Origin of the sequence: Aliivibrio sp. 1S175, assembly GCF_001690985.1 — a bacterium.
GTDB lineage: Bacteria > Pseudomonadota > Gammaproteobacteria > Enterobacterales > Vibrionaceae > Aliivibrio.
In genome coordinates, this window is record NZ_MAJS01000005.1 from 1 (window position 1) to 14,742 (window position 14,742).

18 protein-coding genes are annotated in these 14,742 nt (G+C 40.4%); 5 read left to right on the top strand and 13 right to left on the bottom strand.

The window, feature by feature from the left end:
* From A6E06_RS19485 to fkpA, 9 genes are all read right to left on the bottom strand, one after another.
* Positions 1-128, bottom strand: a 128-nt coding sequence (locus A6E06_RS19485; protein ID WP_238933831.1) for a GTP-binding protein, incomplete at its 3' end; no start/stop codon positions are given.
* Positions 129-236: 108 nt separating this feature from the next.
* Positions 237-2,333, bottom strand: coding sequence for an elongation factor G (fusA, locus tag A6E06_RS00700; protein WP_065594352.1), 2,097 nt, complete (start codon positions 2,331-2,333; stop codon positions 237-239).
* 134 nt (positions 2,334-2,467) lie between these two features.
* Entirely contained in the window at positions 2,468-2,938 is a 471-nt protein-coding gene (gene rpsG, locus A6E06_RS00705; RefSeq protein ID WP_065594353.1) for a 30S ribosomal protein S7, read from the bottom strand.
* 94 nt (positions 2,939-3,032) lie between these two features.
* Complete coding sequence (gene rpsL / locus A6E06_RS00710; protein ID WP_005417208.1) at positions 3,033-3,407, bottom strand: 30S ribosomal protein S12; 375 nt, start codon at positions 3,405-3,407, stop codon at positions 3,033-3,035.
* A 165-nt stretch (positions 3,408-3,572) separates the two neighbouring features.
* On the bottom strand, positions 3,573-3,860 hold the full coding sequence (tusB, locus tag A6E06_RS00715; RefSeq protein WP_141676856.1) for a sulfurtransferase complex subunit TusB: 288 nt from the start codon (positions 3,858-3,860) through the stop codon (positions 3,573-3,575).
* A gap of 3 nt (positions 3,861-3,863) precedes the next feature.
* Positions 3,864-4,220: a sulfurtransferase complex subunit TusC gene (tusC, locus tag A6E06_RS00720; RefSeq protein ID WP_065594355.1), complete on the bottom strand. Its 357-nt coding sequence runs from the start codon at positions 4,218-4,220 to the stop codon at positions 3,864-3,866.
* Between the two features lie 29 nt (positions 4,221-4,249).
* Positions 4,250-4,642, bottom strand: a complete 393-nt coding sequence (gene tusD / locus A6E06_RS00725; RefSeq protein WP_065594356.1) for a sulfurtransferase complex subunit TusD — start codon at positions 4,640-4,642, stop codon at positions 4,250-4,252.
* Positions 4,639-5,343, bottom strand: coding sequence for a transcriptional regulator (locus A6E06_RS00730; RefSeq protein WP_083190264.1), 705 nt, complete (start codon positions 5,341-5,343; stop codon positions 4,639-4,641). The genes tusD and A6E06_RS00730 overlap by 4 nt, the downstream gene beginning before the upstream one ends.
* A 168-nt stretch (positions 5,344-5,511) precedes the next feature.
* Positions 5,512-6,306 carry an FKBP-type peptidyl-prolyl cis-trans isomerase gene (fkpA, locus tag A6E06_RS00735; protein ID WP_065594358.1) on the bottom strand — a complete coding sequence of 265 codons (795 nt, stop codon included), beginning with the start codon at positions 6,304-6,306 and terminating at the stop codon, positions 5,512-5,514.
* Positions 6,307-6,434: 128 nt separating this feature from the next.
* Here fkpA and A6E06_RS00740 point away from each other — a divergent pair, with 128 nt between their 5' ends.
* Both A6E06_RS00740 and A6E06_RS00745 read left to right on the top strand, forming a co-directional pair.
* Positions 6,435-7,448 (top strand): WD40 repeat domain-containing protein, encoded by a 1,014-nt coding sequence (locus tag A6E06_RS00740; protein WP_065594359.1) that lies wholly within the window; start codon positions 6,435-6,437, stop codon positions 7,446-7,448.
* Positions 7,448-7,672, top strand: a complete 225-nt coding sequence (locus tag A6E06_RS00745; RefSeq protein ID WP_065594360.1) for a SlyX family protein — start codon at positions 7,448-7,450, stop codon at positions 7,670-7,672. The genes A6E06_RS00740 and A6E06_RS00745 overlap by 1 nt, the downstream gene beginning before the upstream one ends.
* Positions 7,673-7,910: 238 nt before the next feature.
* On the opposite strand, the gene slyD is transcribed toward A6E06_RS00745, so the two are convergent.
* The 4 genes from slyD to kefG are packed head-to-tail and all read right to left on the bottom strand — an operon-like array spanning position 7,911 to position 11,116.
* Positions 7,911-8,507 carry a peptidylprolyl isomerase gene (slyD, locus tag A6E06_RS00750; RefSeq protein ID WP_065594361.1) on the bottom strand — a complete coding sequence of 199 codons (597 nt, stop codon included), beginning with the start codon at positions 8,505-8,507 and terminating at the stop codon, positions 7,911-7,913.
* Between the two features lie 56 nt (positions 8,508-8,563).
* Positions 8,564-8,764 (bottom strand): YheV family putative zinc ribbon protein, encoded by a 201-nt coding sequence (locus tag A6E06_RS00755; RefSeq protein WP_174213438.1) that lies wholly within the window; start codon positions 8,762-8,764, stop codon positions 8,564-8,566.
* 19 nt (positions 8,765-8,783) lie between these two features.
* Positions 8,784-10,574 carry a glutathione-regulated potassium-efflux system protein KefB gene (kefB, locus tag A6E06_RS00760; RefSeq protein ID WP_065594362.1) on the bottom strand — a complete coding sequence of 597 codons (1,791 nt, stop codon included), beginning with the start codon at positions 10,572-10,574 and terminating at the stop codon, positions 8,784-8,786.
* Positions 10,574-11,116, bottom strand: coding sequence for a glutathione-regulated potassium-efflux system ancillary protein KefG (gene kefG / locus A6E06_RS00765; protein ID WP_065594363.1), 543 nt, complete (start codon positions 11,114-11,116; stop codon positions 10,574-10,576). The genes kefB and kefG overlap by 1 nt, the downstream gene beginning before the upstream one ends.
* A gap of 200 nt (positions 11,117-11,316) precedes the next feature.
* On the opposite strand from kefG, the gene A6E06_RS00770 reads away from it, so the two are divergent.
* From A6E06_RS00770 to A6E06_RS00780, 3 genes are read left to right on the top strand one after another with little or no spacing between them, the layout of a single operon-like run.
* The gene (locus A6E06_RS00770; RefSeq protein WP_065594364.1) at positions 11,317-13,248 is read left to right on the top strand and encodes an ABC transporter ATP-binding protein; all 1,932 of its coding nucleotides are present in this window, start codon (positions 11,317-11,319) and stop codon (positions 13,246-13,248) included.
* On the top strand, positions 13,232-13,726 hold the full coding sequence (locus A6E06_RS00775; protein ID WP_065594365.1) for a TIGR02444 family protein: 495 nt from the start codon (positions 13,232-13,234) through the stop codon (positions 13,724-13,726). The genes A6E06_RS00770 and A6E06_RS00775 overlap by 17 nt, the downstream gene beginning before the upstream one ends.
* Before the next feature lie 3 nt (positions 13,727-13,729).
* On the top strand, positions 13,730-14,698 hold the full coding sequence (locus tag A6E06_RS00780; RefSeq protein ID WP_083190260.1) for a hydrolase: 969 nt from the start codon (positions 13,730-13,732) through the stop codon (positions 14,696-14,698).
* Positions 14,699-14,742 lie beyond the last annotated feature (44 nt).

Genomic DNA, 14,742 nt, shown 5'->3' on the forward strand with positions numbered 1-14,742 from the left:
ACGCCACCGTAAATTTTAGCAAGTGTAGTACAGATAGCAGCAGTTAGAGTTGTTTTACCGTGGTCAACGTGGCCGATAGTACCAACGTTTACGTGCGGTTTCGTACGTTCAAATTTTTCTTTAGACACGATCGTGTTCCTTCCTAGTTATGATTCGCCTTATCGAACAGTGATAAGGCGCGCCAGAATTTGCTATTTTATGCGTCAATTGCTCTTGACGCAAGGATATTGAGTGTTTTATCCGCGTTCAGCGATGATTCTATCAGCAACATTCTTCGAAACTTCACCGTATTCGGAAAATTCCATAGAGTAAGATGCTCGACCTTGAGTCGCAGAACGTAGAGATGTTGCATAACCAAACATTTCGGAAAGTGGAACTTGAGCACGGATTATTTTCAAACCAGCGATGCCATCGTCCATACCTTCAATCATGCCGCGGCGACGGTTTAAATCACCAACAACATCACCCATCCAGTCTTCTGGAGTGGTTACTTCAACTTTCATCATTGGTTCAAGAATAACAGGTTGCGCTTCTAGTGCACCTTTCTTGAAAGCCATTGAACCCGCGATTCTGAACGCCATTTCATTGGAGTCCACATCGTGGTATGAGCCATCAAAAAGCGTCGCTTTAACGTCGAGTACAGGATAACCTGCCAGCACGCCGTTATTCATTTGCTCTTCGATACCTTTTGCTACTGAGCTGATGAATTCACGAGGAACTGCACCACCTACAATTTCGTCGACAAAAACGAAACCTGCATCATGTTCAGCTGGTTCAATTCTTAGCCATACATGACCGTATTGACCACGACCACCAGATTGACGAATGAATTTACCTTCCACTTCCGCGCTACCACGAATAGTTTCACGATATGCCACTTGAGGCTTACCAACGTTACATTCAACACTGAATTCACGCTTCATTCGATCAACGATAATATCTAAGTGTAGTTCACCCATACCAGAAATCAGTGTTTGTCCTGATTCTTTATCGGTTTCAACTTTAAAAGATGGATCTTCAGCTGCTAGTTTACCTAGCGCGACGCCCATTTTTTCTTGATCTGCTAATGTTCTTGGTTCAACTGCTATCTGAATAACCGGTTCAGGAAATTCCATACGCTCAAGAATTACTTTCGCGTTTTGATCACACAGTGTATCACCTGTAGTTACATCTTTAAGGCCAATCGCCGCTGCGATATCACCGGCACGTATTTCTTTCACTTCTTCACGCTTATTAGCATGAAGCTGAACAATACGACCAAAACGTTCACGCTTTTGTTTTACTGAGTTATAAACACCGTCACCAGTATTAACAACACCTGAATAAACACGCATGAAAGTCAACGTACCTACGAATGGGTCTGTTGCAATTTTAAACGCTAACGCTGCAAATGGTTCGTTGTCGTCTGCATGACGTTCAACTTCATTGTCGTTTTCATCAACGCCCTTAATTGCAGGAACATCGATAGGCGCAGGTAGGAACTCAACAACAGCATCAAGTACCGCTTGAACCCCTTTATTCTTAAATGCAGAGCCACATGTCGCAAGAACAATCTCATTATTGATAGTTCGTGTGCGTAATGCGTTTTTAATTTCAGCTTCTGTCAGTTCTTCACCTTCAAGATATTTATCCATCAGTTCTTCTGACGCTTCCGCTGCCGCTTCAACTAAGTTTAGGCGCCATTCGTCTGCAAGCTCTTGCATATCAGCTGGAATATCTTCATACGTGAAGGTCATGCCTTGATCGGCTTCATTCCAATTGATTGTCTTCATCTTAATAAGGTCGATAACACCTCTAAAATCTTCTTCTGCACCAATATTTAATTGGATAGGAACAGGATTTGCACCAAGACGATTTTTAATTTGTTCTACAACACGTAAGAAATCAGCACCTGCACGGTCCATCTTATTTACGAAGACAATACGAGGAACGCCGTACTTATTCGCTTGACGCCATACAGTTTCAGATTGAGGTTCTACACCAGATGAACCACAGAAAACAACAACCGCACCATCAAGTACACGCAAAGAACGTTCTACTTCGATAGTAAAGTCAACGTGTCCAGGGGTATCAATGATATTAATACGATGATCATCAAATTGTGCATCCATACCACGCCAAAAAGTCGTAGTTGCCGCAGAGGTAATGGTAATACCGCGCTCTTGCTCTTGTTCCATCCAGTCCATGGTAGCAGCACCATCGTGAACTTCACCGATTTTATGAGAAAGGCCAGTATAGAATAGAATACGCTCAGTAGTAGTAGTTTTACCTGCATCTACGTGAGCACAGATACCGATATTACGGTAGCGCTCAATAGGTGTATTTCGAGCCACGGTTGTATCCTCTTATCTTAGGGATTATTGCTATTTCCCAACGCAAATGCATTGAAATAGCGATAATGGCTAAGTGTTTTACTAAATGGGAAAGAAAGAAGTAAGGTGCAGCAAGGACTGCTGCACCTTCGGTATTACCAGCGGTAATGAGCGAATGCTTTGTTAGCATCAGCCATACGGTGAACGTCTTCACGTTTCTTAACCGCAGTACCTTTGTTCTCAGACGCGTCTAACATTTCGTTAGCAAGACGTTGAGCCATAGATTTTTCACCACGCTTACGCGCAGCTTCAACTAACCAACGCATAGCAAGTGCGTTACGGCGAACCGGACGTACTTCTACAGGAACTTGGTAAGTAGAACCACCCACACGGCGAGATTTAACTTCTACCGATGGACGAATGTTTTCAAGAGCTTCTTCGAATACAGCTAAGTGATCTTTACCAGATTTCTCAGCCATTAATTCTAGTGCACCGTAAACGATTTTTTCAGCAGTTGATTTCTTACCGTCAACCATTACGATGTTTACAAATTTTGCCAACAGCTCAGATTTGAACTTAGGATCTGGAAGGATCTTACGTTGGCCTATTACGCGACGACGTGGCATGGAATATCTCCGTTGTTGTCTTCAGGTTATCCAAAACTTTTCAGTTTCTTCAAATTACAAATATATAGTGTTTGGCCTTACTTAACGGATTCCATTAAGACTTAGGACGTTTCACACCGTACTTAGAACGACCTTTCTTACGATCGTTTACGCCTGCACAGTCAAGTGCACCACGAACAGTGTGGTAACGCACACCTGGTAAATCTTTAACACGACCACCACGGATAAGAACAACTGAGTGCTCCTGAAGGTTGTGACCTTCGCCGCCGATGTATGAAGTAACTTCAAAGCCGTTAGTTAAACGAACACGACATACTTTACGTAACGCTGAGTTCGGTTTTTTTGGAGTAGTAGTATATACGCGAGTACATACACCACGTTTTTGTGGACACGCTTCTAGCGCAGGCACGTTGCTTTTAACAACTTGCTTTGCACGTGGCTTGCGTACCAACTGATTAATAGTTGCCATTAAAATAGCTCCTGATTAGAGGTTCGAAAACTTTTGAAAAATCTATATCCCTATGGAAATAGGGACGCGAAATTCTAAGGCTGAACGTGATATGTGTCAAGAAATATACAGCACTATTAATAAACAATTTAAAAATAATTTAAGTTTCTCGAACATAACACACGATTACCAAGTAACTATAGGTGAGTTAACTTGGGTTAGAGTTACAAATAAGTCATAGCTAACCAGTTGAATTTTATTATCAATTAATAATTTAACCCCCCTAGCTTCTACATCTTCTTGTAGGATATAGCATTGTTTAAATGGAAGGATCAATAAATGATCCTTATGATCCGATATAGCTGCATAAACGCAATCTTGCGTGAGTAAAAGGACATCTTTCTCAACATTGACTGGTAATTCTTGATTACGGAGTGCTTGAAGGCTATCTGTTTTAGTTAAGACATGCAGCATAATTTAAAACACCATCACCTGATCACATTGCGATAACTGCTCATTAATTTGTTGATTAGAGATAACATCAACATCAATTAATAAATGACTTTTCTTGATACCACGATTTAATAAAGCTGTATTGCACACAAAGATTTCTTCAAGATCATACAGTGCTAACATTTTAAATCCTGCAATATAATCACGTGATAATACTTTCTCAGGCCGTTGATTTTCCAATAACTGTAATACCCCATCGCCAATAAAGAATATATGAATATCTTCACTGTACGCAGAAGCTGCAAGAATCGCATCTAATCCTTCCCTACCTTTTGTCGTAGAATGAGGTGAACTTTGAAATACAAATCCAATTCGATTCATAACTTACCTTTTAATTAAAAATCAATTTATTAAAACTGGATTACTCGGTCAAATGTTAATAATGCAGTAGCTAAACCACCTAAACCTGCTTGCTGAAATTCGGAAGCCAGATTATGTTGGTTCCGCTTATTTTGTTCCGCTTCCTCTTTCCCTATAACGCCACGACGTAATGCTGCAGCCACGCACGTTTCTAATTCAACATCATGTGCTTTTGCAAATTCTTGCCATGCTTTTGTTATATCAAATTCATCATTCGCAGGTAAGATTAATGACGAGGCGTTAAGTACTCCATCTTGATAGAAAAATACTTTTTTGAGCGTATGACCTTGCTCTATCAGTGCTTGGGCAAATTGAAATGCCTGTCTCGATGCTTGAGTTCCGTAAGCTGGCCCATTAACGACAAGCCCATAACATAAACTCACTTTTCACCATCCTCAATTTTTCTCTGGCGAATATAAAGATACACTGTATGTTTTGAAATATTTAACTGATCAGCTACACGATTAATTGCGTCTTTAATATCAAAGATACCTTTGTCGTATAAATCCATTACTATCTGTTTATTCTTAGCATTATTGCCTACTTCTTTATCTGCATTCACTTCATCAATAGTACGCTTTACTGTTTGATCAACTAATTCATCAACATCGCTAGCAAAGTTAACGCTTGATGCCGCTTCATTTGCTTCTTCACTTGGCATAAATGAATGTAATACTTGAGAAAAAGGCGCATCTAGATTGATGTTAATACATAACAAACCAATAATTCTTTCATTGCCATTACGAATTGCGACAGTAATCGACTTCATTAATACCCCACCCTTAGCTCGAGTGAAATATGAACGTGAAAAGTTACGCTCTGATCGCTGAATATCTTTCAACATTTGCAGAGCTAAATCCGTAATAGGCGACCCCACTTTACGCCCGGTATTTTCACCATTAGCAATTCGGATTGCCGATTTATTAATGTCTTCTAATGAATGCAGAACAATTTCACAATAGCTACCAATTAAACTCGCAATCCCATCAACTACCGCTTCATAAGAACGTAAGATGTGATGATCAAATTCAGTAAATGGCACTACCTCAGATAAGCTTTCTTCTGCGGCATTTTCAATATTCATATACACCAACTCAATATCCATTTATCCAACGAGCAGCAAAAGCCAGTTGCTTAAAATAATTCCATCAAGTTTATCAGAATATTTGCATGAAAATAAAAAACCCCAGCAAGTGCCGGGGCTAATTCAGTGATCTAAAACAAAGTTTAGATTATTTAATCTTCGTTAAGATTATTTTGCAGGTTTTGCTGCATCTTTGATTTCAAGCAATTCAACATCGAATACTAATGTTGAGTTTGCAGGGATCGCTTGGTTACCTTGAGCACCGTAACCTAATTCTGCAGGAATAACGAACTTGTACTTAGAACCTACGTTCATAAGTTGAACACCTTCAGTCCAACCAGGAATGACTGCATTTAATGGGAACGTTGCAGGTTGGTTGCGATCATAAGAGCTATCAAACTTAGTACCATCAATTAGTGTACCTGAGTAATGAACAACTACTGTATCTGTGTCTTTAGGCTTAGGGCCATCAGCAGGAGTAATTACTTTGTATAAAAGACCTGATTCAGTCTTCATTACACCGTCTTGTTTTTCAAACTCTGCACGATAATCAGCACCCGCTTTGATATTTGCTTCTGATTCAGCCGCTGCTTTTTGTTTTGCAATTTCAGCAACACGTTGATCCAGAGCTTGTAAAGCACCTTGAATTTCTTCGTCAGTTAGACGCTCTTTACCGTTAAATACATCTGTAACACCAGCCAGCACATCGGTTTTTTTCAGGTCTAAGCCAAGCTCTGTCTGTTTCTCTAGATTTGAGTTTAGGTATTTAGCCAATGATGCGCCGATTGCATAACCTGCTTTTTCATCTTCAGATGCAAATGTTGCTGCCGTAGCATTTTCTGCAGATGCTTCAATCTTAGCTGGCAACGTTGTAGCTTCTGTTTTTGGTGCTTCTTCTTTTTGACAACCAACAACAAATGCAACAGTTGCAGCAAGTAACGACACTTTAAAGATAGATTTCATTTCAAAACTCCGGTTATTTGAGGTCTTGCCTCAATTTCTTATTCAATTTTTTAGATAAAGATGTGAAATACTGTTCATCACAATATACTAGTACTTATAGACACATTACAAACGAGTAGTTCAATTTGATGCGCCTTATCTCTCAATACATTGTAATTTTTGTCATTACGTTGACATTAGTAGGTTGTTTCTTGAATAACTCTGACGTTCAACGATGGGAAATTGCCACACAAGGAACAACCAGTTTTGCTTTAAGTCGTGATGCTCGTTTTGGTCTTTTTTTTGTTAAAGAGGGATCCAATGCTGTAAATACTAATAGCAAAATAAAAAGCGGATTGCATTTTTGGGATTTAGTCGACAATAAAGAATTAACCTATTTTGGTGCTCAAGATCAGCATGACTCAACGGTTTCGCATATAACCATTTCTGATAATTCACGCTTTGCCATTACTGCTACCAAAACCAATTTCGCCGTGTGGGATTTAGGTATGGGTATCTCTGAAGGATTATGGTCTATTTCTGATGGCATTATTCGTGGTGTCGATATATCAAGTAATGGTCAACAAGTCTTGCTTGGCTTATCTAATGGTAAGGCTATTTATATTAATTTAGCAACAGGACGCAGGCTTGAATTTCTCGCTCATCGAGAAAAAGTAAATTCAGTTGCCCTATCAGCTAATGGAAAGTTTGCACTCTCTGGTGGTAATGATCACTTTGCTTATTTTTGGGACACACAGACAGGACAAATATTACACACCTTTGAACATGAGAAGCGCGTAAGTCGCATTGCACTGCAACGAGATGGCAAATACGCATTAACTGCCGACGGTGGTAATGAAGCTTTTATCTGGGATTTAAAAACGGGTGATAAAATTACAGAGTTAAGCACTTTCGCTCGTCAGCAAGTTTTCTCTAGTGCTCGCTTTAGTGATGACGGTTCTTATCTTATGACTGGTTCTCCATCAGGTACTATTATGTTGTGGGATACGCTCTCAGGTAAGAAAAAAGAACAATGGCGCGCCGAGCCATTAAAAGATGCACGCCCACCAACAGCGGTAGTGTATGATGTTGCCATTGATAAAAAACAACGAGTCATTTCAGCCACCTCAGCCGGAATAGCTCAAGCTTGGTTGATAGAATAATGACAACAGAAATTAAAAGATTAGAAGATAAAATTAGTGATTTAGAGTGCCAAATGGCGTTCCAAGAACAAACAATTGAAGAGTTAAACGATGCGTTATCTCAGCAACAATTACTGATCACTAATATGCAAGTTCAAATAAAGTTCATGGTGGGTAAAGTGAAAACCATGGATACGTCGAGCATGGCTGATCCATCAGAAGAGACACCACCACCGCATTACTAGAGGCTATACACTTCGCTAACTAGAGACTAGTAAGAGCGTGTATCACTGATGAAGTAAATAGAACTGCCAATTCCTAATACTTTTGCTTTTATAGACTCTAGCTAGCGCAGCGTATAGTTTCTAGTTAAAAAAACCGCAGATGCTTTCACACCTGCGGTTTCAAATTTATCATAGAACTCAAGCTCGTCCTCGCCCCTAAACTCTCGAGCGAAGCGTCTTCGTTCCTGCTCTTAAAAGATTACTTAGAACAGTTGCCTTTACCACAACATACATGCTCTTCTTCATGCTCGTGATCGTGAGAATGGCCTTCGCCACCACAACAACCGCCTTCATGATCATGGTCGTGTCCGTGGTCGTGACCACAGCCGCCTTCTTGATGTACATGACCGTGTGCTAGCTCTTCTTCAGTTGCAGCACGAACAGCAACAACTTCAACGTCAAAACCTAGAGTTTGGCCAGCAAGCATGTGGTTACCATCAACAACAACTTCGTCGCCATCAACTTCTGTTACTTCTACAGGGATTGGACCTTGGTCTGTATCAGCAAGGAAACGCATACCAACTTCAATTTGTTCAACACCTTGGAATACGTTTGCAGGAACACGTTGAACCATCTCATCCATGTGCTCGCCGTATGCATCTTCAGGAGTCACTGTGATGCTGAATTTATCGCCAGCGATTTTGCCTTCAAGTGCTTTTTCAAGACCTACGATTAGATTATCGTTACCGTGTAGGTAATCAAGAGGAGCTTCTACTGTTGATTGGTCAACAACTACGCCTTCTTCTGTTTTCACTTGGTAAGCAAGACTTACAACAACATTCTTTTCAATTTTCATTTTAACTCCGGATGCACTTAGCATTAGTGGATGGTATTCAGTATTGCAACATAATACTATTCAGGCTTAAAAACACCAATAACATCATCTTGCGCATGTTTGGTTTTTTCTATCGATTTTGGTGTTTTACGGTCTGTATGACCACATTCCACGCATTCGACATGTTCAATATTACTTTCTTCCCACCAGCGTAGCGTATCGGTTGTACTACACGATGGGCAAACCGCACCTGCAATAAATCGTTTTTTCACGGTTATTATCCTTGTGCTAATGATACTAATCCCAATGGTGTTGGGTTGATCGTTCGTTTTCCATCTCTAAGCCAAAGATCTCTTCTAACTCTATGCGAGCCGCTTTCGCTTTTGAAGCTAATGCTTTGTCATCTGAGTGCAATGGTAACAATTCTTTGAGCATAGCAACATCTAACTTTTTAAAATGAGATTCTGCACGCTTGGCTTGGTACGGGTGCATACCTAAAGATGTAAGGGTTTGTCGGCCTAAATCAAGGGCCCCATAAAAAGTTTCTCGTGAAAAATGATCAACGCCCTCACTTAACAACTCATACGCTTCTACTCGGCTACGAGCACGAGCTAATATTTTCAAATGAGGAAAATGCTGCTTACACAATGCCACCACATCCATGACTTTTTGAGGGTCCGTCTTACAAACCACTATTGCCTCTGCCTTCTCTGCACCAGCAGCTCGCAATAATTCAACTTGAGTTGCATCGCCGTAATACACTTTATAACCAAATTTTCTTAATAAATGAATTTGGCTTGGATCACTCTCTAAAATAGTTAGCTTAATCTTATTCGCAAACAATAAACGCCCAACAATCTGACCAAATCGACCAAAACCTGCGATGATCACCTGTGGTTGAGTGGCATGAGTAAAATCTGATTGTGGCATTTCTTCTTCGCTGTTCAGCGTTCTACCAAACCACCAATCTTGAGCAATCAAGAGTAAAGGAGTAGTCATCATTGATAAACTGACCACAACCAATAAGAATGCCGTTAATTCTCGACTCAACAATCCTTCCATTTGTGCGGCTGTAAATAATACAAACGCAAACTCACCACCTTGGCTTAATATCATTGCCATCTGGCTGCGAGCTTTTGCTCTTGTTCCAAATAAGCGAGCCAGACCATAAAGTAGAAACCCTTTTGAACTCACTAATAAAGTAACGGCGGCTAATATCTCTAATGGATATTGCAATAATAAACCTAGGTTGACCGACATTCCTACCGCAATAAAAAACAGACCCAGTAATAATCCTTTAAAGGGTTCTATTGCCACCTCTAATTCATGGCGAAATTCACTCTCCGCCAGCAAGACTCCAGCCAGAAAAGCACCTAGTGCCATTGATAATCCCAACTGTTTCATCGCAGCAGAAACACCAATAACCAAAAGAAGGGCAGCCACAGTAAATAGCTCTCGCGCCCCACTCTTCACTACATAGCTAAATAATGGACGAAGTAAAAAATGGCCTAACGTGAAAATGCCTACCACACCAACCAATATCCATAACCCATCAAGCCAATGACCACTTGCCCCACCAGCCAGTACTGGCAATATCGCAAGCATAGGAATAACCGCGATATCTTGAAACAGCAATACTGCGAAACCAGACTGCCCGCTTTCTGAACCCGACAATTTACGTTCTTCAATCACTCGTAATGCTATCGCAGTAGATGACAACGCTAATCCCATACCAATAACAACGCTCACTTGCCACGTTAAGCCATAAAACATCATAGCCGCAGTAATAACACATGATGTAAATACAACTTGGCTGCCGCCTAATCCTATTATTGGTTTTCTCATCTTCCATAATTTATTCGGGTTTAATTCTAAACCGATGAGAAATAACAGTAGCACCACTCCAAATTCTGAAAAGTGTAAAATAGCATCAACATCAGAAATCAATTTCAATCCCCATGGCCCGATCGCGATTCCTGCTAATAAATACCCAAGTACTGCACCTAATCCAAATCGCTGAGCTAAAGGAACCGTCACAACAGCAGCCGCTAAAAATATCGAACTGGTATGTAGCCAATCACCCGCCATTAGATCTCTCCTCTAGGATTTAATAACCATTCTTTATAGTCATCAATAAACTGCTGACGCTTTTCTAACGTGATTTTTCTAGCCCAATATTGCACCGATGGCGTAAGCCATTCCATCTGACATAAGGCCGCCGTGATCTTAAATGGGACTAATATTTCATCCATCGAATGTTGGTTATATCCGTTTACTGAAAAGGCTTCTTCAATACCTCCCGCAGTAATAACACTACGCCATTTTTTACCTTTTAGAGCATTGCCTTCACCATAGGCAAAGCCCTTTCCTAGTACACAATCCATCCATTCTTTTAATAACGAAGGGCACGAATAAAGATAAAGAGGATGCTGAAAAACAATAATGTCATGCTGAGCAAGCAGTTCATGCTCATAAATAACATCAATAAAAAATTCAGGATATTGAGCATAAAGATCATGCACAGTGACATGAGATAACCCTTGATAGGCAGATAATATCGCCTTATTGGCAATAGAACTCTCAGGGTCAGGATGAGTGAGGATTACTAATATTTTAGGCAACTGAGTCATAAATTCCTTTCTAGACTTCTCTTCTTATTCTCTTAGATTAGGGAGGATCGGCCTTTCATAATTAAAAATCATCACAAAATATCAACACACCCTACTATCCTCTCATCATACAGACTATTTCTATATCGACAATCTTCGCTCTTCCGCCTACTATGCTCCCCGTATTCTACATTTTGCCAACAAGAGAAGAACACCACAGCATGATTACGTTTTCAGACATTCAATTACTTCGTGGCGGAAAGCCATTACTGGAACAAGCCTCTGCCACTATACATCCTGGTGATAAAGTCGGCTTGGTAGGAAAAAATGGCTGTGGTAAATCCACTCTTTTTGCCTTAATTAAAGGTGAGTTAAGTGTTGATGCCGGTTCAAACCGCGTTCCCCACAACTGGGAAATGGCGTGGGTCGCACAAGAGACCCCAGCGTTAGAGCGTAAAGCTCTCGATTATGTTATTGATGGTGACCGTGAATACCGCAACTTAGAAGCTCAACTTATCGAAGCCGAAAAAGCAGATAACGGCACGTTAGTGGCTGAATTACACAGTAAGATCGACATCGTAGGCGGCTACACCATTAACTCCCGCGCGGCTGAATTATTAAATGGTTTAGGCTTTTCACAACAACAGATGGATTGGAACTTAACCCAATTCTCTGGTGGTTGGCGTATGCGTTTAAACTTAGCACAAGCATTACTTTGTCGCTCAGACCTATTATTACTCGATGAACCTACCAACCACTTAGATTTAGATGCGGTAATGTGGCTAGAGCGTTGGTTACAAAACTACCCTGGCACTTTAATGCTTATCTCTCATGACCGTGATTTTTTGGATCCAGTAATTAATCGCATCATTCATGTAGAAAATCAGAAATTAAACGAATACACCGGTAACTACTCATCATTTGAAGTGCAACGTTCTGAGAAATTAGTGCTGCAACAAGCGAAATACCAAAAGCAGCAAAAGAACATGTCGCACATGCAGTCATACATTGACCGCTTCCGCTACAAAGCATCAAAAGCACGTCAAGCACAAAGCCGTATTAAAGCGTTAGAGAAGATGGAGAAAGTGCTACCTGCACAATTAGATAACCCATTCAGCTTTAATTTTAGAGAACCAGACGCATTACCAAATCCAATTCTAATGATGGATGAAGTAAGTGCCGGTTACGAAAATAATACGATCCTTGAGCAAATCCGTTTAAATTTGGTTCCTGGAAGTCGTATTGGTCTATTAGGTCGAAATGGTGCGGGTAAATCAACCTTAATCAAATTACTATCCGGCGAATTAGCACCACAAAGTGGCGTGTTCAACTACTCTCAAGGTGTGAAAATTGGTTATTTTGCACAACATCAATTAGAAACGCTGCACATAGAAGAAACGCCACTACAGCATCTAATGCAAATTGCCCCTAATCACACAGAACAACAACTGCGAGATTACTTAGGCAGCTTTGGTTTCCAAGGTGAAAAAGCCTTAGACAAAGTAGGCCCATTCTCGGGTGGTGAAAAAGCCCGTTTAGTATTAGCACTTGTTGTGTGGCAAAAACCAAACATGTTGCTACTCGATGAACCAACCAACCACCTTGATTTGGATATGCGCCAAGCCTTAACCATGGCACTACAAACCTTTGAAGGCGCAATGGTTATTGTAAGTCACGATAGATATTTACTTCGTGCGACTACTGATGATCTGTATTTAGTTCATGATCGCCAAGTGGTTCCTTTTGATGGTGACTTAACGGATTACTACAAATGGCTAACAGAACAAAACAAGAACGAACGAAAAGAACAACTGCAACAAGATAAACAAGACAGCCCAAGCACCTCTACCAGTTTAAGTGCCGCTGATAAAAAAGAGCAGAAACGTAAAGAAGCAGAATTCAGAAAACAAATAGCACCGCTGCGTAAAGAAGTAACGAAGCTTGAAAAGAAAATGGATAAGCTCAATGAAGCACTAAGCCAATCAGAAGAAGAACTTGGTGACGTTTCTTTATATGAGGCAGAAAACAAAAAACGTTTAACTGAAGTCTTGGCCATTCAAGCCTCTTCTAAATCAGAACTAGAAGACGTTGAGATGGAATGGATGGATCTGCAAGAACAGATTGAAGAAAAAGAGAATGCAGCTCAACTGTAACGCTCCTCTTAATCAACAACAAAAGGCTTTGCTGACTTGCGAAGCCTTTTGGGCCTTCTCACTAGAACACTACAAAAAATCGGAAGTACAACAAGCTGCTCTCATCTTACAAGATAAGCATAATGGTAACGTTAATCTTGCCATGCTGTTAATTTGGCTTGATTCTCTCGAGATTCGATTCTCTCAACTACACCTTCACACTCTTAAGCTCGCCCTATCACCGACTGATACCTTACTATTTTCTTACCGAGCACTAAGAAAAAAAATCAAACAAACGAATGATCGTCCTCTTTATCAACACGCCCTTAATTTTGAGCTCCAATTAGAAAAACAGCAGCAAGCTGATCTTATCGATACACTATCACGTATTGAATTGTTATCAGTCGCTAATAATATCGATGGCTTATTATACTCTTACTGCTGCTCGCTCAATGCCGAATCATTACTCTTTTCTCTACAAATAAAAAAGGGATCCTAATTCATGATGGACTCATTTATTCCTGCCTCAGGATTATCAAACGCACATATTCAAACGTTATTGCCGCGCTTACTGCGTAGAAACCCTTTATTTAATGGGTATTGGCAGCGGCTTGAATTACCTGATGGGGATTTTGTTGATTTAACATGGAGTGAAAGCCCAAATAAGGCCGGGGACAAACCGATCTTTATTTTATTTCATGGATTAGAAGGCAGTTTTGAAAGTCCATATGCAAATGGACTACTCGCCGCAGCCAAAGAACAAGGTTGGCTTGGGGTCATGATGCATTTTCGTGGTTGTAGCGATGTACCAAACCGCCTAGCCAGAGCGTATCATTCAGGTGAAACCGAAGACGCTCGTTTCTTTATTGAAATGCTCGATAACCGCTTTCCAAATCGAATTAAAGTCGCTACAGGGATCTCCCTCGGTGGCAATATGTTAGTCAATTATCTCGCTAAATACCGTACAAATACATTATTAAAGGCGACAACCGTTATTTCTGCCCCCTTAGATTTAGGGGCTTGTTCTGAACGTATTCAACAAGGGTTTTCTCGTGTTTATCAGACGTATTTATTACGGTCATTGAAAGCCAGTAGTATCCAAAAAATCAATAACAACAGAAAAGCGATTGTCGGTTTAGATAAGGCAATGATTGCAGCTATTCCTGATTTACTACAATTTGATAATTTACTCACCGCCCCTATGCACGGTTATGAAAACGCACACGATTATTATAAACAATGCAGCGGTTTACAGTTTTTAGACAGCATCGACATACCAACACGGATCCTTCATTCTAAAGACGATCCTTTCATGACAGCGGCGGTGATACCTACTCATCCTTTGCCTAACTGTGTACACTATCAGCTAACAGAAAATGGCGGTCATGTTGGCTTTATTAATGGGTCATTCATCAAACCAAATTTTTGGTTAGAGACAACTGTAAATCAGTGGTTTCAAACTATTATCTAAATTAAAGCGATTGTCTTATTTGAACAATTGCCGAATTACGAGTG

Excerpts from the sequence above, each read along its gene's own strand:
- rpsG (WP_065594353.1), bottom strand. The coding sequence starts at position 2,938 with ATGCCACGTCGTCGCGTAATAGGCCAACGTAAGATCCTTCCAGATCCT.
- A6E06_RS00730 (WP_083190264.1), bottom strand. The coding sequence starts at position 5,343 with ATGAATATTGAAAATGCCGCAGAAGAAAGCTTATCTGAGGTAGTGCCA.
- A6E06_RS00770 (WP_065594364.1), top strand. The coding sequence starts at position 11,317 with ATGATTACGTTTTCAGACATTCAATTACTTCGTGGCGGAAAGCCATTA.
- A6E06_RS00745 (WP_065594360.1), top strand. The coding sequence starts at position 7,448 with ATGACAACAGAAATTAAAAGATTAGAAGATAAAATTAGTGATTTAGAG.
- A6E06_RS00775 (WP_065594365.1), top strand. The coding sequence starts at position 13,232 with ATGCAGCTCAACTGTAACGCTCCTCTTAATCAACAACAAAAGGCTTTG.
- A6E06_RS00780 (WP_083190260.1), top strand. The coding sequence starts at position 13,730 with ATGATGGACTCATTTATTCCTGCCTCAGGATTATCAAACGCACATATT.
- kefB (WP_065594362.1), bottom strand. The coding sequence starts at position 10,574 with ATGGCGGGTGATTGGCTACATACCAGTTCGATATTTTTAGCGGCTGCT.
- rpsL (WP_005417208.1), bottom strand. The coding sequence starts at position 3,407 with ATGGCAACTATTAATCAGTTGGTACGCAAGCCACGTGCAAAGCAAGTT.
- tusB (WP_141676856.1), bottom strand. The coding sequence starts at position 3,860 with ATGCTGCATGTCTTAACTAAAACAGATAGCCTTCAAGCACTCCGTAAT.
- kefG (WP_065594363.1), bottom strand. The coding sequence starts at position 11,116 with ATGACTCAGTTGCCTAAAATATTAGTAATCCTCACTCATCCTGACCCT.
- slyD (WP_065594361.1), bottom strand. The coding sequence starts at position 8,507 with ATGAAAATTGAAAAGAATGTTGTTGTAAGTCTTGCTTACCAAGTGAAA.
- fkpA (WP_065594358.1), bottom strand. The coding sequence starts at position 6,306 with ATGAAATCTATCTTTAAAGTGTCGTTACTTGCTGCAACTGTTGCATTT.
- tusC (WP_065594355.1), bottom strand. The coding sequence starts at position 4,220 with ATGAATCGAATTGGATTTGTATTTCAAAGTTCACCTCATTCTACGACA.
- A6E06_RS00740 (WP_065594359.1), top strand. The coding sequence starts at position 6,435 with ATGCGCCTTATCTCTCAATACATTGTAATTTTTGTCATTACGTTGACA.